The organism is Flammeovirga sp. MY04 (assembly GCF_001682195.2).
In the GTDB taxonomy this organism is placed as follows: domain Bacteria; phylum Bacteroidota; class Bacteroidia; order Cytophagales; family Flammeovirgaceae; genus Flammeovirga; species Flammeovirga yaeyamensis.
Genome location: NZ_CP003561.2, coordinates 2,099,625 through 2,125,157, shown reverse-complemented (window position 1 = coordinate 2,125,157; position 25,533 = coordinate 2,099,625). Strand labels below are relative to the sequence as shown.

Here is a 25,533-nt window from a genome sequence, read left to right as displayed (position 1 = left end):
AATGAAAAAGATATATAATTTAATTATTCTTTCCCTTTTCCTATGTATAGGAAGTACTGCTTTTGGTCAGACGCCAGAAGTAGTACCGGGGAAGATTAGAGTAAAGTTCTCCCCAAGTATGGTGAGGAACTTTAGAACCATCGATACCCCCGATCAGGATACAAGAGTGGATCTTACGGGAGTTACTCAAATCGATGCATTCAATACCTCTCAGCAAATTGATGGGTTCAAAAGAGTTTTCCCTTTCTCTCTAAAAAATGAGGCGAAACATAGGGCACACGGATTACACCTTTGGTACGAAATCTCCTTCGACGAGGTCCGTTCTCCTGCGCATATGGTAGAAAGTTATCAAATTTTGGATGGGGTGGAGATTGCTAAGCCGGTGTACAAAAAATCGTATATCGAGCCAGCAGAATTCATACCTTATACCCCAAGTTCTAACCAAAGAGTTCAGAATTCATATCCATTTGATGATCCTTTCTTGAAAGATCAATGGCATTACGAGAACTACGGTGATATTATCGGAGAAGCTGATGCAGACATCGATTTATTTAAAGCTTGGGAAAAAACAACTGGATCAAGCGATGTGATTGTTGCCATTATTGATGGCGGTATGGACGTGGCTCACGACGATTTGAAAGATGCTATGTGGGTCAACGAAGCAGAGGCCAATGGCGAACCCGGAGTAGATGATGATCAAAACGGTTATGTAGACGATATTAACGGATACAACTTTGTGGCGGGTGGTAATGTATCGGCAACAGATCACGGTTCTCATGTTGGTGGAACAGTAGCAGCGACCAACAACAATGGTATTGGTGTTGGTGGTGTAGCTGGCGGAGATGGTACCGAAGGTTCTGGAGCGAGATTAATGTCTTGTCAGATTTTCTTGCAATCGGGTTCCTCAACAGGTGTAGCCAATGCATTTGTCTATGCAGCCGATAATGGAGCGGTCATCGCTCAAAACTCTTGGTCTTATACTTCTACTGGTTACTACGAGCAAGAAGTGTTGGATGCGATCGATTACTTTATCGAAGAAGCTGGTCAATACGAAGGCTCTCCAATGAAAGGAGGTATTGTATTTTTCTCTGCTGGTAACACGGGGTACAATCAAGAAATCTGGCCGGGCATGTACGAAAAAGTATATACAGTGGCCGCTTCAGATGCTTCCAACAACCCTACAGAATATACCACTCACGGTACACATGTTGACATTTTAGCACCGGGTGGATCACTTTTTAATGTGCAATATGAAGGTGTTTTAAGTACTGTACCAGGGAATCAATATGCATTTATGCAAGGTACTTCTATGGCTTGTCCTCACGTTTCTGGTGTGGCCGCCTTGGTACTTTCAGAATTCGGAGGTGAAGATTTTACTCCAGAAGATTTAAAGCAAAGAATCATCGATTTCTCTCAACCTTTTGATGATGACATGCACGAATATTGGAACGGTTTGGTAGGTCGAGGAATGTTGAATGCCGTAAATGCATTATCCGTTAACTCCGATCAGAAGCCGGAAACTCCGGTGATCAAAGCAGAGAACGTTTACCACGATTCTTTCGATGTTACATGGAAAGTTCCTTACGATGCCGACGATGAGCAACCGAATGCTTTTTACGTTTGGTTTAGTCAGCTAGAACTTACAGAAGACAACTACGAATCAATTTCTCCTTATGTTTTCGAAAGTAGTGTTAATGCCGGAGAGACGTTCCGTTTAACGATTGGCAATACAAGAGAGAAGCAAGATTTCTACTTCATAGTTAAAGCAGTCGATAAATGGGGAAATGAATCGGATAGATCAAATATCTTGAAGATTACTACAGGTGAAGCTCCTCGATTGGTCTTGGAACAAGATTCTATCATCTTAGAAATTGATGTTCAACAACAAGAGATGCTGACTGAAAATATCATCATTAAAAATACAAAAGGGGGTATTTTGAAATGGTCGGCTTATGCGAAGAACTTCGGATATATTCCAGAAGAATCGTTAGATGAATACTTGTTTTCGCAAAACTATGTCGAGGACTCAGGTGCTAAAATAGCATTTGATGCAGATGGCATGCCTACCATCACTTTACATCAACCCGATACCAATAAAGAACCTGCTTATGCTTCTCCAAACAACCAAGGCGTAATGGCCAATATCGGAGAAGTACCATTAGAAAGACATCCTTCTTTTGATACTTTAAAGCAAATTGGAGAGTACAGATCTGGACTTCAATACGATTGGGACGAGTGGCCTGGAAATGCATTAGGAGTAGATGCTCCAGAAATTATGGGCTTCTCTCACGCGACTGTATTCGAAATTAACAGAGGACTTACCTTTAACCTTACCCATGTCGCAGCATTTGTCAATACAGTAAACACAGAAGAGCCGATTGTGGTAGAAATCCGTAAAGGTGGTATTGAAGGTCCTACCTATGCGGAGACCATTCACACTCAAGATTTCTATGTACGCGACTCCACTTTAGGCTGGATCGAAATACCTTTAACAAGAAACTTCCGTTTCGAAAACGACGAGGTATTCTGGGTAGTCATGCACCACCCCACCAACGATCCTTTCCCTATTACTTGCAACCTATCGGGGACTTATCCAGGAGATGTGTATTGGGTATCTAGAAACTCAGGTAGAACATTCGAGAACGCACAATACAGAGCAGTTTGGCTGTATTACTACCTAAAAGTTAGAGCATTAAGCACGGGTAACGATGGTGCTTGGGTGTACATGGATCCTCACGAAGGAGAAGTTGGACCACACAAAGACGAAACACCTTCTTTAAAAATTGATCCATCGGGATTAATCAATGGTTTGCATAAAAGTGTGGTAGGTTTATACACCAACGATCCGAATTATCCTGCAGCCAGTGTATTTGTAGATGTAACAGTAAAAGGTCAGACACCTTACTTAGATGTTGAAGATATTTATCACTTAGACCAAAGCTTTGTTGGTGTTGAGCAGTACAACGAATTACACGTGGCAAACAATGGCTATGGTAACTTGGAAATCTACGATTACACATCAGACATTGATGGTTTAGAGCTGATTAAAAATGATGAGGATACCTTATTCATTTATGCTCGTGAGGAGGTCAATTTAGCTGTGAATTATACCCCACAATCTTTGGGAATGCATCAGGGCTACATCACTTTAAACACCAACATAGGTGATGTTAAATTGTTAGTGACTGCGCAAGCATCATCACCTGCGATTGCTACCGTAAAGAATGTCAATTTAAACACCACGGTGAATTATGAAGACGAGGATGAAGTAGAGTTAAGTTTCACTTTAGAAAACACTGGCGACTATCCTTTAACCTATCGTATTCCATCAGATTTATATGATAAATACGAAGGCAACCAAAACGATATCAGAGAGTTATTCTCTGAGGGACATTATCCAATAGACGAGATTGAGTCGCCAAGAAGAGTGACTTCCATTTATACAGAAATCACCTCCGACGACTTAAATGGACCTATGGCAGGGGCATTCGAAGATATCTCTACAACAGGTACACCGATCAGTCATATTACATTGGCTTACGCTACGGCTTATGGGATTGAAATGGGCTTTGATTTCCCTTACTTCGATGGCGTTTTCGATAAAATCAATATCAATGCAGAAGGGGTAATGAGTTTTGGTCAGTTATGGACGACTAACGCTGATTTTAGCTTCCCGATGGCGAATAAAGCCGAAGGAGGTATCGCCTTAATGTGGCATGGTTTCGATCCTATCAGAAACTTCCAAACGGGAGTGAAGCGTGGTGAGATTTACTACGAAAGTAAGGGCGATCGCTTTATCGTTCAATATCATAAAGTGATACAAAATAACCGAGAAGGTGAGATGACGATTCAAGCTGTACTTTTTGCAGATGGTACGATTGAGTTCCGATACAAAGACATCGAGACGTCGAATTTCTATGATAAAGGTCTAATCGGTATTCAAAATATCGAAGAGGACTACGGTATCACTTTCCAAGCAAGAGCACAAGACAATGTAGCCGACGGTTATGTTTCTCCACTAAAAGACGATTTCGTGATCCGTTACGAACGTCATGAGGACAAGCCGTTTGTAAAAATGGTCACTCCAAAAGAAGGTACTTTATTGAAAGGAGAATCGACAGACATTAAACTAACTGTCAATCATCTGGACTTTAATCTTACGGATGGAGATCACTTAAATAAGCTATTTATTTTCAACAATGGTACGGATCCGTATCAAGAAGTGGAGGTGAATTTAACGGTGATTGGTGAAGAAGACGTTACGCTAAATGTTGATGAATTGAACTTCGAAGCGGTGACTGTAAACGATACGTTATCACTGGAATTATCAGTTGATAATGCAGGTAGCAAAGGAGTTGAAATTACTCAAGTCGACCTTCCGGAATACATTCTTTCTGACATCGAATTGCCTTATTGGGTTGCTCCTCAATCGGAAAATAAGTTCTTCTTTAGCTTCGCTCCTTTGACGAAAGTAACTAAAGATGATGTGGCGACAATTACGTTATCCAATGGTGAAGAATTACAAGTTGACATCAAAGGGTTCTCTTTAGAAAGTCCTCGCTTAGCGTTTGATAATGCCCCGGTGCATATTGAACTAAATGCGGGCGAAATCAAAGAAATGGCTTTTGAGATCGAGAACAATTCCAACGATCAGAACTTGTGGTACTCTATCCTTCCAAAGAACATTTTGAGTGTTCTTGGTTTGGAAGATTACACAAGAGAATCTGCAGATACTTTATCGTTCGATTATGGTGTGACCGATACGCAAGACGATCCATCGGCTTACCTTGGTTATTCTTACGAAAGTATCGTGAAAGAAGAGAACAGAATTCATGTTTCTTCGGATGCTTACCAAGGCGTAAAGTTACCGTTTAAGTTCTGGTTCTATGGAGAGGAATACGATAGTGCGTGGATGAACGAGCACGGTTATATTTCTATTGTTCCTCCAGAATTAAGCACGAATAATACGCATCCGTTGTTTGTAAAAGACGATTTACAAAAAGGGCTAATCGCTCCTCATTGGGCATTGTTTACCCTAAATAAAGTGGTCGCAGAAAGCGGGTTGTATTATCAAGCATTCGATGACAAAGCGGTATTCGAATGGCACATGATGGTGCATCAGCAAGGTGAAGTAGTTGGAGGTGCAGCTACTTTCCAAGCCATCCTTCACAAGAATGGACAAATCGAATTCTTATACGATGATGTGGATACGTATAATGGTGAATTCAACTTTGGTATCGAATCTCCTGACGAGCGTTTTGTGATTGATTTAGGTAGAAACGAAGTGGATTGGGAAGCGGTTTACGGTCAAGAATTTGATGACCACAGAAGAATCTTAATTACCCCTCCTGCCAAAGGGTTTGTGAGACCAAATGCAAGAGAAGAATTCACTATTCAATTGGCTGGATCTATGGTTTTCGATGGTCATTATGAAGATACACTTTGGGTGGTATCAAATAGTATGTTCGAAGACTCGGTAAGCTTCCTGCCTCTAGAAATTGATGTCTACGGGGAAGCATCACCTGAGATTGCGGAGATGGTGAACTTTGATACTTTATTCTATATCGAAGAAGAAGTTTTCGTTCAACCCATCATCCTGAAAAATATAGGAACGAAATCCTATCAATTAGATAAAATTCTATATGATGATGATAACGGCCTAGAGGTGCAATATGCCGATGGAAAGAAAATATTTACGAGTGGAACTGGTCAGATATACGATGATATTATTGTTGCTCCACAAAGTGAGGATACGTTGTATGTTGCCTATGCGGCAGAAACACTAACTGATGTCAACGAGGTCATCAATTGGGAAGTAAATGGTAGAGAATATTCTACGATGGTGAAAGCGGTCATGATCGATCCTCCAGTATTACATATTCCTACTGAAGATGTGACAATTGAGGTGACTGATCAGGAAACAATGCAGCATCAGATTTCTGTGGTGAATAATGGGAATAGTCCTTTAAACTACCAAGCGGAAGTGATTTACAGACTTACTGAGGGGCAGAAAGTGGAACATAGTGAGGACATCACTTTTGCCGATTCCTTATTGTACGATTACTACAACAATACCAATAAAGCACAAGGGTACTGGGCTTCGCTAGGAGGTATGCCGACATCGGTAGCTTCGAAACATAAAGCACCTGAAGCAGGCTTCTTGATTACTCACGTTCGATCGAATGTCGACTATATCAATAATGGAGTGTTTACAGTGAGAATTGAGATTGTAAAAGGAGGAGCCGACCCTGTGGAAGGTGAGCGTGTTGCGATGGAAAACTTCACTCAGGAATTTACTTCGGGTGAAAAATGGATCTTGCTTCCTTTCGAAAACCCAGTATACATGGACCCGAACGAAGAGTATTGGATTGTGGTGCATCACCCTCCAGGATACTTTAAAGTTGGTTTCGATTTGGATTACTCTAAAGACTTTGATTTCGACAGTCAGCTAACAAGTTTTGACGGTGGCGACTTCTGGGGTTACGATCCTGATCAACCAAGAATCTGGAAAACGAGAGCTTTATCGGCAACTGCTTTAACGGGTTGGTTCACAATGGATACTTATTCAGGAACAGTTGCAGCTGGCGACAACGAAGTCATCAACACCAATATTGATTTCGATTCGCTGAGAACTGGAAATCACTTGGCTACGGTACGTTTCAGATCGAACGATCCAATGGTCAATTACGAGGATGTCAACTTCTTGATTAAAGGTAATGTGGCACCAGAATTCACCTATACTCCAGATCAATTCGGGAAGATATTTGTGGATGAAAACGATAGCAAAGTGTTCAACATCATGGCAAGTGATTTCGAAAAATCGGCCTTACGTTTCTCTGTGGATTCTGCCATCGATTTTATCGAAGTAAAGCATGTAAATGATAGCATCGCTCAGTTAATTATCGAACCGACTTTCGAGCATCAAGGAGATTACGAAGTCGAAGTCAATGTCGAGGACGAATGGGGCGGTAACTCGACTCATTCTCTGATTTTGGGTGTGAATAATGTCAATAGAGCACCAATTGTGACTCCTTTTAGCGAGTTGTATATGAACGCTTCGAGAGGTGATCTGAAAATGATCTCATTGCCAAATAACATTACCGATTTGGACGAGGATGTATTGGGTTATTTCGTTCAGAACTTCCATCCTGATATCGTAGAAGTAGCTTATGGTGATGATGAGGCGATCATCATTCCAAAAGAAGAAGGAGTCGCTGTATTGGCCTATGGAGCCGACGATTTCAATGGCGGTTTCAGTTACGAATTTATCTATGTGATTGTGGAAGGGTCGATCAACAGCATCGACGGCACAGAGCAATTGACGATGAAGGTATATCCTAACCCGACCACAAGCATGAGTCATCTGCAAATGAGATTACCACAAGCTTCTGAGGTAGAAATTCAGTTGTTCAATATCCAAGGACAGAAAGTCAAAGAAGTGTACAAAGATTACTTGCCTTCGGGTGAACATCAAATAAGCACAGACTTGAATGCACTGAGGAAAGGAATGTACATCTACAAGGTGTTTGTGGATAGTTATCCGACTGAGGCAATCAAGATTATAAAAGAATAAATATGTACTCTTGGGACGTTGTATTCCTATTCGTACGGACGTTGCACTGCAACGTCCCTACAGACCAAGCAACGTCCCAAAGAGGCATAATCACATCATTTTTTAATTCTATTCATTTTTAAACTTTACTTATTATGAAAAAGCAAATCTTAATGTCAGTATTGGCAGCTTCATTAATGACAGCTTGTACTGATACAGCAGATTTAGACCAACTAACGGAAAGAGTAGAAAACATCGAAAACCGTTTGGATGGTAATGGTTCAGAGCAAGCAGCTTCATTGGAAGAATCATTACAAGCTATTTTAGACCGAATTATCTCTTTAGAGGGGGCCAACGCATCTTTAGATGCAGTAGCAGCAGACTTAGAAGCGATGCAAGTACTCATTGATGCACTGAGTAAAACGGCGCCGGAGAACGAAGCTGAAATTGAAAGAATATTAGCTGAATTAGAAGCACTTCAGAACAAAGTATCTGGTAACAGTGATATGATTACAGCTATAGAAGATATGATGAAAGGTGAGGCTGAAGTATGGTGGGGTAATATCGCTACTTCAGAAGATCTTACTGCTTTTGGAGAAGGTAACTATGCAATTATCTCAGGTGATGTTTACTTGAATAGCGATGATGTGGTGGAAGCTTTACAAAACGTAGTTTTCGTTGGTGGAAATGTTCATGTAGGTGAGGTAACTGCTATCGACTGGGATGTAGAAAATATTGGTGCATCATTGATGGTGAAAGACCAAATGTCGATTACTTCATTGGTTATGGAGAACTTGAAATCGGTAGGTGGTGAATTGATGATCTCTGGAAATACATCATTGGAGACGGTTGAATTACCAAGCTTGGCTTATGTAAACGAGGAAGTACATGTTAACGGTTTACACGAAGGAATGGATGAGTTTGGGGGTTATTTCTCAAGATCAGTAATCACAACATTTGATTTGAGTGGTTTAGTTGTCGCTAATGATGACATGACTTTAGAGTCTATCGGACAAGATGCTGTTGTACTTACTTCATTAACTCAAGTAAACGGTGATTTTGTATTGAACGCCTTAAAAGAAACAGCCACTTTAGCGTTCCCTGCTTTAGATATGGTCGATGGTAGTTTAACGATCTCAGGTAATGCTAAATTATCTGTTTTAGAAATGGATGAGTTGACGTATGTGGCGAATGATCTACAAGTGGTTAATAACTCTGGTGGTGGCGGATTCGGTATCGGATTCGGTGGAGAAAGCACTGGTATCGAGCACTTGGTCACCTTCGGTAAATTAGAAACCGTAGGTGGAGGTATTTATATCTCAAGTAACTCAGAGATGAAAACGATTGATGCTTTTAATGCTCTAACTTCTGTTGGAGAGTACAGCAGCATTACGATTGAGAATATGAATTTCTTAAATCATTTCAATGCATTCAACGCTTTAGAGTCGGCCAACAATGTAACAATTTGGGGTATTTATAATTATGATGACCCAAGTGCAGAGATCGATATTACAGCATTCAATATGGCCACTTCAGTATCGACAGTAATTCTTACAGATGTGGGTGTGAAGTTGAATACATTCGAATTCTTCAAGAATGTTGAGCAAGTAACTTCTAGTGTTGAACTTGGCGGTCAGTGGAGTCCACTTCGTTTGATGAACACGATGGTTGGTTTTGAAAAAGTAGCTTACTTAGGATGGAGTGGTTTTACAGTGTATGTAGAAACGGTGGACAATCCTTATGGAAATTGGTGTGCATTTGCTGACATGATTACTAAGAAAAACGAAGGTCTTCAAATGTACGGTGACATTATATTCAACGAAAGGTTAGAAGGTGTAAGCGATTACACAGTCGTGGATAATAGTACTATTACTCCTTGTGTGGAGTAATCATATAGTAAATTAAAAAAAGAAAGTAATATGTTAGAAAGGAGCATCTATTTTAGGCGCTCCTTTTTTGTTGTCTTTAATCCTAATTCTATATCAAATTCTTTTTGGATTTCGAGTATCTCTGAATCATTTAATTCCGATGGTATCAAAATTAAATCCCTTGATATTAATAGCGTATTCAAATCGTCAGCTTTATCTTCAAGATCAACTTTTATTTTTTTTAAAACATCAAAAAGAGTGTTAGAAACATCATACCCTCTGATAAAATCTGGAGTATTTATTAAGTCAATTTTCTTTATTACTTTTCCTTGTTTATCAGCAACAAAATAGGTGATTTGATTTTTATGATCACCACAATCAATCATCATTTTAACCACATCAATATCATTTAATTTGTAAAGAAATGACTGAATATAACAATCGCCACCAAGTTGATCTCGGATAACCTTTGATGAACAATTATTAATTTTATTCTCTATGTCCGTCACTTCAGTTTGTAAACTATTTTGGGCTATTATTTGATGGGAAAAGAGGATTAGAAAAAGGATAATAGTTTTCATGATTATTTTAAAAAATGGCACAATAAAAAATGTAATACCCAAATATATTCATAAAATAAAAAAAGCCAACCTTAAAAGGCTGGCTTTAGAATTAGATTTATATTTTATTATTGATAATTTTTGATAGTTATAAATTAAGCGATGCAACAAGTCTGGGTTATTGATCTAGGGCTAATAATTAGATCTCTATTGCAACTATATAATCAAGTTAAATGAATGAACGAAGTATTAATATTTTTAATAATTGTTGCTTTAATAATGAATTGTACTATTAATACAATCAAGTAGATTGATACCCTACCTTGTTTTATAAAAAAAATGAAATTAATAAATATTTGTTATTACTAACAATGTAGTTGGTTCATTTTTAGTTAATTAAAAAGCCTGTGATTTTATAATTATATCACAGGCTTTGTTTGTTAATAGATGTACAAGTTATTTCTAAACCATCTTCTGCAAAACAGGTGCATAAACACTAGGGTTTTCCAACCCAAACACTTTTATTTTTTGATATTTTCCACGAGGTTGAACCTCACCTAATTCTATAAATTGATAATCTAGCTGATCAGCCAAATCTTTAGAGATAAGATAATTCACTCCTAGTTCTTTGCACATCTCTTGTAGGCGGGCAGTCGAATTAACTACATCTCCATGGTAGGCCATTTCTCTTTTGATCACTCCAATTTGAGTAGCGGCAACTTTACCAGAATGAACACCTGCTTTAAATTCAGGAAAAGAACCAAATTGCTTAGTAAAATATTCTCTTCTCTCTTCAAATGAATTTTGGATATCAAATAGTATTTGAATACACCTGTTCTTCTTAATTCCTTTCTTAATCGGCCAAGTAAGCACAATTTCATCACCTACATATTGATAAACTGAGGCTTTATTTTGATCTATCGCATCAGTCATTGTTGTATAACAATCGGATATAAAATGACTGTAATTTAAGTGCCCTAAACATTCTGCAATGGTAGTGGAATTATTTAAATCCAAGAACATAAATATCCTTTCCTCTTCCTTAGGCACATAGTAATTCCCCTGAATAACTGTACTGAATAGTTCTGGGCCAAGTATATCCTTTAATTGGAAAAGGGAATTGATTAGAACGGTACTCATTAAAACATAGAAAATATAAACAAGGAACCCTCCTTCTGTAAAATTATTGAAGTAGGGGATACCATCAGGGAAAACCATTGTACCTGCCATCCTTGTTAAGAATAAGAAAGATGGAGTAACAATACTGACCAAAAGGATTGCAATAATAATTCTTTTGGTAGTACCCATTCGGCCTCTTCTATCTAAGAAATAATAGAAGTTCCAAGAGAAAATACTTAGGAATATGGAGATAAAACCATTAGCGAAGAGTGCAAAGTTTAGCTCATAGTGAATCGATTCATAGTTTAATAATTCACTGTATTGAGAAAGGGCATCATGACGTATAAAAAGGTATAATGCATTAAGCGAATACCATGCTACATACGATATAGAAACGCCTGTAATATATTTATTTAAGAGATAATGGTTACGAATGAATTTCATTATTTATAGAGTCGCGAAAGTGATGATGAACGATAACACAGAAACTGTGATACCAAACATAAAGAAGTTAAATGCTAATCGAACTTTCCTGTATTTTTTATCCAATACATTGCCAAGATAATAAGAGTCTTTTGCCATCAAATCGTAAATCATTTGAGGGTCTTTGGTCTTATCTTTTAGCATCGACTGATAATCATTAAGATTAAGCTCTACAAAGTCGCCAAAGAAGAGCAGATTTAGGTCGCGTTTCTTTTTAGTGTTATTACTCACATTTGGTCTTGTGGCTAAAACAGCCAAAATTACCGATACTAAACCAGTAATCGCTAGAATAGTTGAAGGAATTAATAATTGAGGTAACTCTTCAATTTTTCTAAATAAATAACCGATAGTAAATGATGTAATAATGGAGTTGATAGAAAGAAGAATACTTGCTTTTCTATCGGCAATAGAACTTAAACCCAATTGGTTTCTGGCCAAAACTCTATGTAGAGTTTCTATATCTCGCCTGGGTTTAAATTCAGCAGGCTTCTTTGGTTCTTTCTTTTTCTTTTTATCCTTTTTCTTCTCTTTTTCCTGACTAGCATCGTCCATTAAGGCCGACATATTACTTTTTATTTTATTGATGTTTTCTACCTTTTTAGGTTGAAAATGCTCCCTAGCATAATTGGTAAAGTAACGATGCTCAGCTAGAAAATGAAGGTTCATTACGAGCCACTGAGACTCTGTAATTTGTCCTTGTTCAGCGACCTCAGAACGTTCTTTACGTAGGGCTTCGGAATACTCCTCAAAACTTGATGTCCCCAAATGAGATAAGTCGGCATCACACATAATTTGTTCTAATAAATTACGTGGAGTTTGAGGAATCCTCGTGGCCATAATACAGTTAGATATGGTATCTAATTCTTCCGGACTTACTTTATCTTTTAAATAATCTTTTGCGATATCCACCCCTTTAATTTCATGGTTACTGCAATCACTACATGTGTAACCCGTATCATGAAACCAAGCTGCTATCTCAAGTAGAATAATTTGATCTTCATCAACATTCTCTGCCATAGCAATTTCTCTTACAGCATTCACTACATTTTGTGTATGCTCTAAATTATGAAACTGTAGATCTGTTATATTTTCCTTTGCATACTTTTCAACATCAAGTAGCAAATCTGTATTTATAGTGTTCATTTTCTAAAAACTAAAACCGATGTTCAAGTAAATTTGTAAACCATCTTTGGATCCACCTGCAATTCCACTTAAAGCAACTTTATCAATAGGAACCAAGTAGACACCACCTCCATATCCTTCGTGCCAAGTATCCGAACTTTCTCCATCTAACCAAACTCGACCGATGTCGTAAAATCCAAGAATACCAACAGTCATAGGCAAAATACTATTTTTGAAGTTAAATATATCTAATCTTGCATCAAAACTATTTAATAATGAGCTTCTTCCGTAAAAACGATCCCTTCTGTAGCCTCTCAAGCTCTTATTTCCGCCCAATCTATTTGAGGTAAGAAAATGATATTCTCCAAAGAGGTGATTCGCTTCTAGTTTATACCCAATAGTAAAATCAGTTGGTAATTTGAAGGTCTTAAACAACTCAATTTCTCCACCTATATTAACATAGTTGAGGGCATCATTGTTCATATTTTTGGAAGCATTACCATTTAGTTCCACATAAACTCCATTTTTCGGCACCGCAGAATTATCTCGTTTGTCTACTGTAAAGGTAAATTGTCCACCCAAATAATTCTGATCTCCATAAGGATCTTCAAAAGTTAAAGGATCTCCGGATTGTAAAAAGTATCTATTTTCTAAATAATCTGTTCTACTTACTCGGTAATATCGGTAAGATGCACCATAATTTAATTTTACAGATTTAGAAAAATCTATCAAAAGTCCTGGCTCAATAATGTGTCTTGTATAGAAGAAACGGTAATAATTGTTCCCCACTTCTTTATTGAATTCAGATTCATTCCCTAATCCATAATAATTGGAGTTTCGAGGAGCTCTTAATTCTGCGTTTATCACTACATCCTGTCCACCGACAACATCCACAAATTGACCTTTATATTTTAATTTAAAGGCGGCTACATTGGTTGAGATTGCTCCGTATAATGTGTGTTTTTGTGAGTAAGGCGATTTTCTAAACCCATATTTCGTGAAGATAAATCCACCACCAAGCATTACACCATCATCAGGAATAAACCCACCATAAAGCATAGGCAAGAGAGAGTTGAATTTGAAGTCTTCTCTGTTGTATTCATTTACATTGACTTTATCAGAAAGCTTATTTTTAAAGCTGCCTTTTTTTGCAATTTCTGTTTCCGATTTTTTATCATAAACTTTTACCTTTCTAGAAGCACCTTTTTTCGCAATATCAGAATATTGATCTTTATCGTCCCCGCCAATAACACGTATTTTTATTTTACCATGATGATCGCCTTTGAAGGTAAACTGATCGTCCCCACTTAATCCATAAATACGAATTTCTTTGGTAATCTCATGATCAAAAGTTCTATCAAATAACGTCTGTTTGATGTTCCCTTTCTTACTGATCTTTTTTACGGTTACTCTAGTTTTTCCACCCTCTAAGTAGTTCACTTCGAATAACTCCGATTTATCGCTTCCTAGTACAGAAACTCTTTTTGATATATGTGCGTAATATTCTTTGGCAATGTCAGGAAGCTGTGCTCTACGTGCTTTAAGAATACTTATAATCTCTTCATTTTTACTATTTACCTCAGTTGGGATATGTTGTAAAGCTTGTTCAAAAACATCGTCAGTAAGGTGTTCTTGGATGTATTTTACATCCTCTTCCCAATCCGACCAATTGGCTTGTGCTAGAAAGTATCTATCAAAATAACGAGCATTGAAATTAAAGCCAGGAGCCCAGTTCAATTCTTCGTCGAAACCTTCGAATTTAGGCAAGACCCAACGATGGGAAGCAATGTTAGGGATCCTTCCTTCGTTCACAAAGAATACCTGATCTCTATCCCTTGGAATCGGACGAAACATCTTTTCTCCATATTCATTTTTAAATGAAGCCCATCTCCATTGATCATCATGACGGTCCCAATCGCCGATAAGCATATCGAACAAACGGTTTCTTAGTGTAAATTTATAATCGACATAGTTGTCGTTATCCTCTCTAAGTTTTTGTACCGTTTTTATAGTGCTATAAATCTTTTTGGAATTGCCGAAACTCTCAATTTTTCCTTCGTTTTTGGATGGACGTTCCTCAAACATAAATACTTTGTTAGCCGCTAATTCCTGGTAAATACCAAATTGAGGATCATCTTCCACATAAAAAACCTGAGGGTTACAATGGTATATATTGATCGCATCCGCCATGGTCGGAACCGTTAAAGGCGAGTAAGGGTGAGCCGCCGAAATTTGATCTTGAACCACCGTTTTAGCCACCGTTTCCTTCAATTCCTGTGGGATTGCTTTCTCCGGGTTTTTATCAATTGATCTTAGGGTATACTGATTTCCATTTTTATCTTCTAAACGGAAAGATAAGGTCGCCATACCACCTCCTTTCTGGACAATCTTCAGCCCACCCTTCATCTTTGATAGATCAAATACAGGCATCTTCACAGGAGTTTCCCATTCTGTCCTGTAATTTTCACCCATCCATTTTTTTAATGATGCACTTGCTTTGTAACGTTTACTGGCTGCCATCACCACTGTATCTGGAAGTGCTTTATCGTTCACTACAATTTCTTCGTCTTCAATCTTTTGATAAAAGCCATAATGAAACAGTTCTTGCTGATCACCATAAAATGAAATTTTAGTGGAATCGTCGTCGTATATTAAGGTCGCAAAACCTTTAGTAGATTGTGCAAACTTGGCATATTTACCTTGATAGACAGGTGAAGTTTTTGACCCTGAACCAGAAACGATATAATGTGTCCCTTCTTTTTCGATCAATTCTAAAGCGTGTTCATGTCCACTTACATAAACCACATTTTGATGCTTTTTAAAAATACTCTCCATGCCCACCACAATTTTCTGATAGTTCTTGTTGGGAATATCTTGTCGGCTTATCCCTCTTTTTCTTGCGAATGGATATATACTTCCAATCACAGGCAGGGGAACATAGGCCCAATGAGCAAATGAAGTTAGGGGGAAGATGTGATCTTTAGCAGTAAAATGACCACCATGTTCTCCATATGAATGTATTGGATGATGTCCTGCCACCACAAGTTTTTTATTCTTATTTCTTGATATGATATCCTCTAAACCTATCAAAAACTCGTCGGTATTCTTATAGTCACATCCAAAAATATCTTGGTTGTCTTGATACTCAAAAAGCAACCACTGCGTATCTAATAGTAATAAAGTGATATCATCAGCAAGTGGAATTTCTACAGGATCAGGGCAACCGTTAAATGGAACGAATGTAGAATCGCCCATCAGTTGTCTTACATATTTTTCTTGTTCGTGTAATCGTTGCAGACCATTTTTTCTTCCTCTATTGTAATCATGGTTACCTGGTATAATAAAGGTATTTCCTTTAAAGTTTTTTAGTGGAAGCAGTTGAGCATTTAAAATTTCTTCAGATTCGCTTCTAAGTTTATCACCCACGGGTACCAAACCATGTGGATAGATATTGTCCCCAAGATAGATAACAGTACTATTGCTATCGTTTAGATCGATTTGTTTTAAAAAATGGATTAACGTTGGGTCGTCTTTGTGGGTTACCCCAGCATCACCCATTAAGTAAATCTTATGTTGTTGTGAGAAACCTATAAGAGGTATGCACCAAAAAATAAAACTAGTAAATAGTTTATTCATGTTATTTACTTTTTTGAAAATTAGCGGTTGAATTGAAATTGATAGAGTTTTGCGTTGTATTGGCTTCCTCTTTCATTAGAGATGAAGATACGTCCATCATTAGAGAGACAAATTCCTTCAGGCTGTGCGTGTATTTTTTTAGGCAATGCAAAAGTCTCTTTGATATTGCCACTTTCACTATCTAATAAAAAGAGTTGTGAAGAACGATGAGAAAGTATATACACTTCTTTATGTTTTTTATCGAAATAAATGCCAGAAGGACTCACTCTTAGCCCTTTTGGTAAAGTATAAGCTAACTTGATATTATCAGGTTGAGCGATCTCAACTTTATAAATTCCTTTATAATCAGCTTTTTTGCCATTTAATCCTCCTTTACCTTTTAAAGCAACGAGTAGGTGCTTTTTATCAAACATACATAATCCTTCGACATCATTTTCTGAGGTAAAAGGGAGTTGAACTTTTTCTACCTCTTCTGTCTTTTCATTGATAATGTATAATTTTCCTTTACTATTGATGACATAGAAAAAAGGCTTCTCATAAGTGATTCCTTCATAGTCGCCATCTTTGCCAAAGTTTATTTTATTTGTGACTTCTTTTTCTTCTATGTTATAGAAATAAATATTTCCTTTCTCGTCATTCACACAGGCAATAGTATTTTTATCGTACCAAGTTAAACCCGAAATTTCATCTAATTTAGAGGGTAATATCCATTTTTTCTGAGGTGATGTAAAAAAGGATGTATCCGTATTTTGAGCACAAGAAATAAAACTTGCACAGATCGTCATTAGAAAGATGATAGACAAATGCTTAGCTATTTTCATATGATTAAAGCAACTTTAAAACAAATTAGAACAGTTTGAAGTAATCAATACTAAAAAGAGTTTTTGGTAACGATCTTTTAGTTAAGAGTAGGTTAAAAGTACAAAAAATTATTATTTTTAAGGTTAAATGACAAAACAGTAAGGAGTAAATTATTGTTATTTATCTATTTATCATTCAATCTCATCAAATAAACTATGCATAGAATACTGTTCATTCTATTATTTTCTACTTTATCCACATTATCAATCGCACAAGATAGTTTAAAGTGGTATCATTCAAAATCTGATATTTATTATGCTCCTCCTGTAACAACAGGAAGTATTGCGGCTGCAGGTTTAGTAGCCAATGTTTTAGGGATTCGAATGCTGAATGCAAGACCACCTATTGATGAAAGTACGGTACTTGGATTAGACAAAATGAGCGTCAATGCCTTTGACCGTCATGTGTTTGATCATGATGTAAACGACAGAGAGAATTCGCATAATTTTACCGATTGGGGTTTGTATGTATCAGTAGTGATGCCATTCGCTTTATTTATCGATAAGGATATTCGTAAAGATTGGTTTGAGGTTTCATTAATGTATCTCGAAACCCAAATGATTGCGGTAAATGTCTACAACTATTTAGGTCCGGGTGTATTTACCCGCTACAGACCAATTACTTATACTTTTGGAGAAGGTAATCCTCCTGTAGAAATGGGAGAATTGACAGATAATAATAACAAAAGATCGTTCTTTAGTGGTCATACATCAAATACAGCTGTAGGTACATTTTTTACAGCAAAAGTACTCTTAGATTACCATCCTGAGTGGTCGACTGGAGCCAAGATTGGTGTATACACTGCCGCTGCTATTCCACCAGCTTTGGTTGGTTATTATAGAACAAGAGCCTATAAACACTTTTATACCGATGTAATGGTAGGTTGTGCCGTGGGTGCAGCAACTGGTATTTTAATTCCAACGCTTCATAAAAAATTAAGAACAAAAAGAAATAAATATGGAGGGGCGACTTCTTTTATGCCCGTGATGCAACCTGCGATGATGGGATTGTATGTGAAGACGTCGTTGTAGTTATTTTTCCAACCATTCTTTAAACTCCTTCACCTTATCCCTCACCACTATTAATTCATGTGGAATTTCGAAAGAAGGGACGACTTGAAGGCGACTGTTGGTATATTTATCCACTTTCTGAATAAATTGTTTTTGCACAAAATAACTTCTCCCAATTCTAAAAAATAAAGAAGGATCTAGGAGGTCGTTGAGTTCTTCCATTTTGAAATCGACATAATATCTTCTTCCTTCTTTGTTGTACAATAGGGTGTGTTTTCCATCGGCCACAAAAGCCACAATATCTTGGGATAAAATGCTTTTTATGCTATCTCCAATACGAACTATGAAACGGTTCTTGTATTTCTGATTATAGTTCTCGATTAAGGCATCAATTTGACCTTTTTGAGTAGTATTGGATTGATTTTGCAGTAACTCTAATTTTTGTAAAGCTTTGGTGAGCGCTTCACTATCTACAGGCTTCAATAAATAATCAATACTGTTTACCTTGAAAGCTTCCAAAGCATACTCATCATAAGCTGTGGTAAAGATGATGGGTTTGATAATGTTGACCTCCTTTAGGATATCAAATGCTAAACCGTCGGTAAGGTGTATATCCATAAAGATGAGATCAATATCTTGTTGGTGCAACTTTAGCCAATCCACCGACTTTTTGATGGAGTCAGAAAACTTCACCACTTCAACCTCAAAAGGAGTTTTATTTATTTGTCTGACCAATTTGCCTTGTGCAGGCTTTTCGTCTTCTATAATTAATGCTTTCATGAGTTTCTAAATAAAGTTTGATCGTTGGGTTGGATATTTACTTCTGCTTTTGTTTGCCACGCATTGTCAGTTGATGTAAATGCAGGTAAAATAATATAGTATTCATTTTCCTTTTGAATTCTTTGAATTGGTACTTTAGTATAATGATCCAAAGTGTTTTTTACGGAGTCCATCACCTGACTTAAACTGTTCTGATGATCAATCTTTTCGTTACAACTGTGAGCTATCATCACCAACTGCTCGTCTTTGATAGAAAATTTAATTTCCAATGGCTGAAGAGGTGATGCAATATAATCGGCGGCAATACCCACTAATATTCTTGGTAACACCATTGGAGGAAATAACAAATGTACATGTTTATCACAGGCTTCGAAATGTGCATGTATACCTCCCGATCTAGATGTATTTAATAAGTCAGAAACATCTTTTGTTAATTGAAATGCTTGAGCAATAGGGATAAATTCTTCTTTTCTACTTTGAAGATTATTTCTATATACCTTTGCCAGTTTTTCGGCGTATTCTTCTGCTTCATCAGGGTTTTTATACGATAATCCGATAATGGTTTCTAAAGTTTCATATAAAAAGGGAAGGTGGGCATCCTCAGCGAATGCTTTCATTTCTTCGTTGATGAAATTGGTGCGTTTCTTTTCTTCCAATTGTGCCTCATCGTTACTCATTTTTATCAAATGATTACCCCAGAATGCACACTCATAAAGAAGCGTTTGAAAGATATATAAACCTTGGAAAACATACATTTCAGTGCTAAAACTACTAAATGATGAATACCCAATCAATCCATAAAAATAAGCTGAAATACTAATGCCAATAATGAGAATACTTCCGATAACAACACCGACAGCATGGAAGAAAATCTTTTCAGAAATCACATCAATTTCATCTAATTTATGTTTCGTCCATCTCGAAAGAAATATAATAGAAGTATTCCAAATGTAAGATACCACGATGCAGACGATCCATTCCGCTTTAAAGATCGTGTCAGAAAGTTCTGTTACTCTATTAAAAGCCAAAAGCAATAGTAAATAGGTAATGCTACCGGATAGAATCGGGTAACCCAATCCATACAATAAGGATGATTTTTTCCAGCGATTCATAAGCTTAATAGAGTAATGGTAAGTGTACTGTAAACGAAGAGTTATCTTGATCAATTCGAATTTCTTGATCGCTTAATAAGGCATAGCGTTCTCTCAGATTATTCAAGCCCACTTTAGTGGAAGTATACGATTTAGGTGATGTTGTTCGATTATTACTCACCTTCACTTCTTTTTCTTCTTTTAAATATTTGATGTCGATTTCAACAGGATCATCGTCAGATAAAACATTGTGTTTTACTGCATTTTCTACTAATAGCTGTACAGAAAGCGGAGGTAGTTTTCCCTCGATACTTTGCATATTCTGATCCATATTGATTTTTACACTTTTCCCGTGTCTTGTTTGTAACTGGAAAGCGAAAGCCCTCACAATTTGTAATTCATCTTCCAAAGAGATCAATCCTTTTTGAGCATATCTCATCACAAATTGATACGTCTCGGCAATACTTCTAATATAACGATCTGCCTTTTTTCGATTTTCCACCACTAAATAAGCCACAGTATTTAAGCTATTGAACAAGTAATGCGGGCTTAACTGACTCTTTAAAGCATCTAATCGAAGCTGTGCTGATTTCCTTTTATAAGTAAGGAAACTCAGATGTTGCTCGTTAAATCTCTGATAGGCAATCAAAAGATATTCGATCACCAATATAGCTGATGTATAAGCGAATAGTAGTATAAAGGTTTTGATTTTGATATCAAAAATGAAGATCGGATCGATAGAAGTATAAATCACTTTACCTATCAAATAAGCATGTAGAATTAAAAAAGCCCACATACCCAAACCTCTAATTGCTACTTGCTTAAATATACTTTTTGATGGTCGGTACTTGCTTAATAGCGTCCCTATACCAATCATCAGAAAGACATTAAACACAAAGAATAATATACTCGTTGGATGATAGATGGTTTCTGCAATTTCTTGCTGAGGTGCATATAAAAAGTAGCCATATAAACTGCTTCCTAAGATTGCATAGATAAAATCTCTAATGTATTTCATTCGTAAAGCGCCCCCAACACTTCATTTCTGTAATCAGAAGATGATATTCCTTTGGCTACTTTTACATATTGATTTTTGTATTCCTCATTTTTAGAAGCCACCACGTAAGGTGCAGCTTCTCTGAGTACCGTCGACAGTTCGAAACTTGAAGAAATAGTAGAGGCCGCTTTTAGATAGTGAGGTAAAAACTCGTATGTAAAGTTGTCCTGATCAATCATTTTTAAAAATACAGATTTCTTGTCAAATGCACTTGAGATTTTGGCAGTTTCCTCAAAGAATAAAGGAGCTGTTTCTAAATTTACAAAAGGAGCAATCGACATAAGCACCCCTTTTTTATCAAAAGAAGAAGAAATACTTTTTGATGCGTCTAAATAATAGGTAACGTCTTTCGCATTAAAACTAGGACTCTTCATGGCTTTTGATAAAGCTGATTTTAAATCAAAATCACTACTTATATTTTTCAAAGCTCCATAATAGAGTTTTTTAATACTTTCGTCTTCTTCATAGACAACGCTGTAGAAAGCCAATGCCTTTCTTAATTCAAAAGCAGAGGTGATATCTTTACTGCTTTCCAAGTAGGCTAATTTTGCACCTTTTGATAAAGTATCCCATTGTTCTGATATTTTCATTAAAGCTTGAGCATGATCAAAACTAGATGAAATACGTTGCGTTTGATTGATAATTGTAATGATTTGAGCGTCTGACCAGTTTTTGAAATAATCATCTATGAAAGACTTTTCAATAGACATTCTAAGGTCGAAATCACTTGAAATATTTTGTAAAATGCGTTCTAGATCAGTAGGATAGAACTGATGAATACCGTTTTTTAATGCTCTTGAATAGACTTTTCTTTTTCCAAATGAAGAAGTTAAACTCACATAAGCATCTACCCAAGCATTCATGTTTTCTTTAGAGAACCCATTTTGAAACTCTTTTCGGGATACTACATTAATTAGACAGTTCTCTTTACTAGTGCTACTTTTTATTTCTTTGATTCCATTAAAATATGCATTAAGCATTTTTTTATTGTAATACGTAGCAAAAGTAGATTTAAAGTACTTCTCAAGTTCAAAAGAAGTAGTAATGTTTTTAACTACTGCATCTGTTATTGATGTGATATCTGAGTTCTTTACTTTTTTATGATTTAATAGAATTCTATAGAAAGTTGTTTTAGCAGAATTACCGTCTAAAGAACTGATGTAATTTAATGTTCCAGAAACACCACCACTTTTTATTTGTCGATCAATACGATCTTCCGCAGCAATGGCATTCGATTTAATTACTTCAGGAAGTACATCATTTAGCCAATTTTCACCATCAGGTTTAAAGGGCATCAATTTGTTGCCTTCGTAATATTTATAGGTTAACTCTCCTGTAGATGAAGGTTGAATGACTAACTTTCTTAAGTTACCGAAAGTACGTTTCTCAACAACAAACTTACCGCCTTCAGAAATACTAATAATGTCATCTTCTTTGTCGTTTAGTTTGATATCGCCTTCATAATCGACTTTATAGGAGTAGAAAAAGTTTTTTTCATACTGAATATTGCTAGTATAGGCTTTTTCCATCGCCCTTTCCATCTCCTCTTGCTGTGCCTCTAATTGTATTTGAGCCACTCTTATACATTCTTCAATACGTTCCGCATCTACTTCTATATTTTCAGGAAATCCTTCAGGAAAGACAACTTCAAAATCTTTAAGTTCTTGAAACTTTTCGAATTTTTCTCTGAAATCCTTAAAATCAGAATCTTCGCCAAAGGCTTCGATAAAAACCTCCATTTGCATCTCTTGCTGTTCGGCAGCCATCATTCTAGCTTCTTCTGCCACTTTTTCGGCTTCCTCTCTAATTTTAGTAATGTCAATGACCATCACAGAATCAGTTCCTGGAATTTTAATTTCCCTAATTTCCTGTGCATTGCTCATCAATGGAAGTAACAATATGCTTAATAATAAAAATCTCATAAAAATTAATTTGACACTAGTTAATGTTGATGTTACAAGAATAGGGTAAATACATTTCATGTCAAATTCGAGGGGAGTGGATTGTAATTTTGGGGGAGTGAAGTGTGATTTCATTTATCTATCATTTATATTTACTCCCTCAGTAATATAAATTAAAATAACTATCAACTTCAAATGAGACGCATTACTCTATTTTTAGGGATAATGATGCTATTCTTATCGTTTGCATGCACTAAAAAACAAACGGACAAGAAAGTCAATATCATCCCAGCACCTCTATCTATCCAATATCAAGAGGACTTTTTTAAGCTAACACCTCAATCAGTCATTTCTGCTAGTCCAGATCTAAACAATGAGGCCATTTTATTACAAGGTTTTATTCAATCTACTTTAGGTTTTTCACCTCAACTTCAAACTGACAATGGAAATATTGAACTAAAGATTAATACAGATTTGAAGGAAGAAGAGTACCTTTTGTCTATATCAAATGATAAGGTTAGCATTGAAGGTAAAGACGGGCGATCAGTGCTTTGGGGAATTCAATCGCTCAGACAAATTATCTCTAAAAATGAGGATCGCTTACCTTGTGTGACCATTAAGGACCAACCTCGATTTAAGTATAGAGGAATGCATCTAGATGTAGGGCGACATATATTTCCGGTTGCCTTTATCAAAAAGTATATTGATATTTTATCACTTCATAAAATCAATACATTCCATTGGCATCTGACGGAAGATCAAGGTTGGAGAATTGAAATTAAGAAGTATCCGAAGCTGACAGAAATTGGTGGTTTTAGGAAGGGTACTGTGGTGGGACATCACGGTAGTAGCAAACAATTTGATGGACAACGATATGGCGGTTTTTATACCCAAGAAGAGGTAAAAGAGGTGGTGAAATATGCGCAAGAGAGAGGTATTGAAACGATACCAGAAATTGAATTGCCCGGTCATGCTTTAGCCGCTTTGGCTTCATATCCTCAATTTGGTTGTTCGGGTGGACCTTATGAGGTGGCTCAAACTTTTGGTGTTTTCGAAGAAGTGTATTGTGCAGGAAATGAAGATACATTTCATTTCTTAGAAGAGGTGTTGGATGAAGTGATGCCACTCTTTCCTTCCAATTATATTCACATTGGTGGCGATGAGTGTCCGAAAACACAATGGAAGAAATGTCCGAAATGCCAGAAGAGAATTCGTGATGAAAAACTGAAAGATGAACACGAACTACAAAGTTATTTTGTCCAAAGAATAGAGAAGTACCTGAACAGTAAAGGGAAGAGAATGATTGGTTGGGACGAAATTTTGGAAGGCGGTTTGGCTCCAAATGCCACCGTAATGTCGTGGAGAGGAACAGAGGGAGGAATTGCTGCAGCCAAGGCACATCATGAAGTAATCATGACACCTGGAGATCATGTGTATTTCGACCATTATCAAACAGAAGATATTTCTAATGAGCCATTGCAAGTTGGGGGATATACCTCAGTAAAAGAAGTATATGATTATGAACCACTCCCTTCCTCTTTATCAAAAGAAGAGCAAAAATACATTATCGGTGTACAAGGAAATGTTTGGACAGAGTATATGAAAACACCTGAAAAGGTAGAATACATGATGGTTCCGAGAGTGGCCGCTTTATCCGAGATTGCATGGACAGCCCCTGATCAAAAAGATTGGACGAATTTTAAATCCCGACTAAATGATATCCGCAAAGTGTATGATCAGATGCACATAAACTATGCGAAACATTTGTATAACGTTTTAGGTGAGGTGAAAGCTGATACTACATTAAAAGCTTTGGTGGCCACATTGGAAACTACTTCAGATCAACCTATATTGTACACTTTGGATGGCACAGTTCCTAATGAAAATAGTAAAGTGTACGCAAAGCCTATCGTGATTAATCAAACAACAACTTTGAATGCAACGGTAGTTCCTAACACTTCTTACTTGAAGAGGGAAATCAATTTTCATAAAGCAGCATTTAAACCTTTAAAATTACTTTCAACTACATCAAATTCCTATTTTAAATATGGGAGAACCCCTTTAAATGATGGATTGAGAGGTTCGTTGATTTATAATTCTGGTGCATGGGTTGGATTCAACCAAGGCGATTTTTCTTGTGTGATTGATTTAGAAAAAGAGACCGAAATCTCTAAGGTAGAAATTGGCACTTTGATAAAAATGAAGAAAGGAGTTTTCGGACCGAAATCAATAGAAATTTATATTTCTGATGATCAGAAGGACTATCAAAAAGTAGGGGAGAAAGCGTTGCCAATCACCACTAAAGAAACGGCAGATGGAATTTCAGATTATGAAGTAACGTTTGATAAAACTGCATCACGATATATAAAAGTTATTGTAAGGAATTATGGCAAATTGCCTCAGTGGCATAATGATTCAGGTAAACAAGCTTATGTTTTTATAGATGAGATTATTGTAGAATAATAAATGGTTGGTGTTTCGTAATTTCACTTT

The 25,533-nt window shown here is 36.7% G+C and carries 13 protein-coding genes; 4 read left to right on the top strand and 9 right to left on the bottom strand.

Annotation, left to right across the window (positions count from 1 at the left end; translation table 11 throughout):
* Position 1: 1 nt before the first annotated feature.
* Positions 2–7,573 carry a S8 family serine peptidase gene (locus MY04_RS27510; RefSeq protein WP_066216516.1) on the top strand — a complete coding sequence of 2,524 codons (7,572 nt, stop codon included), beginning with the start codon at positions 2–4 and terminating at the stop codon, positions 7,571–7,573.
* A 134-nt stretch (positions 7,574–7,707) separates the two neighbouring features.
* Positions 7,708–9,441 (top strand): hypothetical protein, encoded by a 1,734-nt coding sequence (locus tag MY04_RS27505; protein WP_066216514.1) that lies wholly within the window; start codon positions 7,708–7,710, stop codon positions 9,439–9,441.
* A 47-nt stretch (positions 9,442–9,488) separates the two neighbouring features.
* On the opposite strand, the gene MY04_RS27500 is transcribed toward MY04_RS27505, so the two are convergent.
* The 5 genes from MY04_RS27500 to MY04_RS27480 all read right to left on the bottom strand — a co-directional run bounded on the left by MY04_RS27500 (position 9,489) and on the right by MY04_RS27480 (position 17,161).
* Positions 9,489–10,001, bottom strand: coding sequence for a hypothetical protein (locus MY04_RS27500; RefSeq protein WP_066216512.1), 513 nt, complete (start codon positions 9,999–10,001; stop codon positions 9,489–9,491).
* 441 nt (positions 10,002–10,442) lie between these two features.
* Positions 10,443–11,543: an adenylate/guanylate cyclase domain-containing protein gene (locus tag MY04_RS27495; RefSeq protein ID WP_066216509.1), complete on the bottom strand. Its 1,101-nt coding sequence runs from the start codon at positions 11,541–11,543 to the stop codon at positions 10,443–10,445.
* A 3-nt stretch (positions 11,544–11,546) separates the two neighbouring features.
* Positions 11,547–12,725: a Pycsar system effector family protein gene (locus tag MY04_RS27490; protein WP_066216506.1), complete on the bottom strand. Its 1,179-nt coding sequence runs from the start codon at positions 12,723–12,725 to the stop codon at positions 11,547–11,549.
* A 3-nt stretch (positions 12,726–12,728) separates the two neighbouring features.
* The gene (locus tag MY04_RS27485; protein ID WP_084006184.1) at positions 12,729–16,340 is read right to left on the bottom strand and encodes a BamA/TamA family outer membrane protein; all 3,612 of its coding nucleotides are present in this window, start codon (positions 16,338–16,340) and stop codon (positions 12,729–12,731) included.
* Positions 16,341–16,360: 20 nt separating this feature from the next.
* Positions 16,361–17,161: an SdiA-regulated domain-containing protein gene (locus tag MY04_RS27480; protein ID WP_084006183.1), complete on the bottom strand. Its 801-nt coding sequence runs from the start codon at positions 17,159–17,161 to the stop codon at positions 16,361–16,363.
* Positions 17,162–17,356: 195 nt separating this feature from the next.
* Here MY04_RS27480 and MY04_RS27475 point away from each other — a divergent pair, with 195 nt between their 5' ends.
* A complete protein-coding gene (locus MY04_RS27475) occupies positions 17,357–18,232 on the top strand; it encodes a phosphatase PAP2 family protein (RefSeq protein WP_066216500.1) in 876 nt (291 codons plus the stop codon).
* Here the strand turns inward: MY04_RS27475 and MY04_RS27470 are convergent, their stop codons facing one another.
* From MY04_RS27470 to MY04_RS27455, 4 genes are read right to left on the bottom strand one after another with little or no spacing between them, the layout of a single operon-like run.
* Positions 18,233–18,991 (bottom strand): LytR/AlgR family response regulator transcription factor, encoded by a 759-nt coding sequence (locus tag MY04_RS27470; RefSeq protein WP_066216497.1) that lies wholly within the window; start codon positions 18,989–18,991, stop codon positions 18,233–18,235.
* Complete coding sequence (locus MY04_RS27465) at positions 18,988–20,103, bottom strand: sensor histidine kinase (RefSeq protein WP_084006182.1); 1,116 nt, start codon at positions 20,101–20,103, stop codon at positions 18,988–18,990. The genes MY04_RS27470 and MY04_RS27465 overlap by 4 nt, the downstream gene beginning before the upstream one ends.
* A 4-nt stretch (positions 20,104–20,107) precedes the next feature.
* Entirely contained in the window at positions 20,108–21,100 is a 993-nt protein-coding gene (locus MY04_RS27460) for a sensor histidine kinase (protein ID WP_066216492.1), read from the bottom strand.
* On the bottom strand, positions 21,097–23,061 hold the full coding sequence (locus MY04_RS27455) for a hypothetical protein (protein WP_066216490.1): 1,965 nt from the start codon (positions 23,059–23,061) through the stop codon (positions 21,097–21,099). The genes MY04_RS27460 and MY04_RS27455 overlap by 4 nt, the downstream gene beginning before the upstream one ends.
* A 174-nt stretch (positions 23,062–23,235) precedes the next feature.
* Here MY04_RS27455 and MY04_RS27450 point away from each other — a divergent pair, with 174 nt between their 5' ends.
* Positions 23,236–25,503 (top strand): glycoside hydrolase family 20 protein, encoded by a 2,268-nt coding sequence (locus MY04_RS27450; RefSeq protein WP_066216489.1) that lies wholly within the window; start codon positions 23,236–23,238, stop codon positions 25,501–25,503.
* Positions 25,504–25,533 lie beyond the last annotated feature (30 nt).

What these genes read in the sequence shown, in the direction of transcription:
- MY04_RS27510 (WP_066216516.1), top strand. Translation starts at nt 2, where the DNA reads ATGAAAAAGATATATAATTTAATTATTCTTTCCCTTTTCCTATGTATA.
- MY04_RS27505 (WP_066216514.1), top strand. Translation starts at nt 7,708, where the DNA reads ATGAAAAAGCAAATCTTAATGTCAGTATTGGCAGCTTCATTAATGACA.
- MY04_RS27500 (WP_066216512.1), bottom strand. Translation starts at nt 10,001, where the DNA reads ATGAAAACTATTATCCTTTTTCTAATCCTCTTTTCCCATCAAATAATA.
- MY04_RS27495 (WP_066216509.1), bottom strand. Translation starts at nt 11,543, where the DNA reads ATGAAATTCATTCGTAACCATTATCTCTTAAATAAATATATTACAGGC.
- MY04_RS27490 (WP_066216506.1), bottom strand. Translation starts at nt 12,725, where the DNA reads ATGAACACTATAAATACAGATTTGCTACTTGATGTTGAAAAGTATGCA.
- MY04_RS27485 (WP_084006184.1), bottom strand. Translation starts at nt 16,340, where the DNA reads ATGAATAAACTATTTACTAGTTTTATTTTTTGGTGCATACCTCTTATA.
- MY04_RS27480 (WP_084006183.1), bottom strand. Translation starts at nt 17,161, where the DNA reads ATGAAAATAGCTAAGCATTTGTCTATCATCTTTCTAATGACGATCTGT.
- MY04_RS27475 (WP_066216500.1), top strand. Translation starts at nt 17,357, where the DNA reads ATGCATAGAATACTGTTCATTCTATTATTTTCTACTTTATCCACATTA.
- MY04_RS27470 (WP_066216497.1), bottom strand. Translation starts at nt 18,991, where the DNA reads ATGAAAGCATTAATTATAGAAGACGAAAAGCCTGCACAAGGCAAATTG.
- MY04_RS27465 (WP_084006182.1), bottom strand. Translation starts at nt 20,103, where the DNA reads ATGAATCGCTGGAAAAAATCATCCTTATTGTATGGATTGGGTTACCCG.
- MY04_RS27460 (WP_066216492.1), bottom strand. Translation starts at nt 21,100, where the DNA reads ATGAAATACATTAGAGATTTTATCTATGCAATCTTAGGAAGCAGTTTA.
- MY04_RS27455 (WP_066216490.1), bottom strand. Translation starts at nt 23,061, where the DNA reads ATGAGATTTTTATTATTAAGCATATTGTTACTTCCATTGATGAGCAAT.
- MY04_RS27450 (WP_066216489.1), top strand. Translation starts at nt 23,236, where the DNA reads ATGAGACGCATTACTCTATTTTTAGGGATAATGATGCTATTCTTATCG.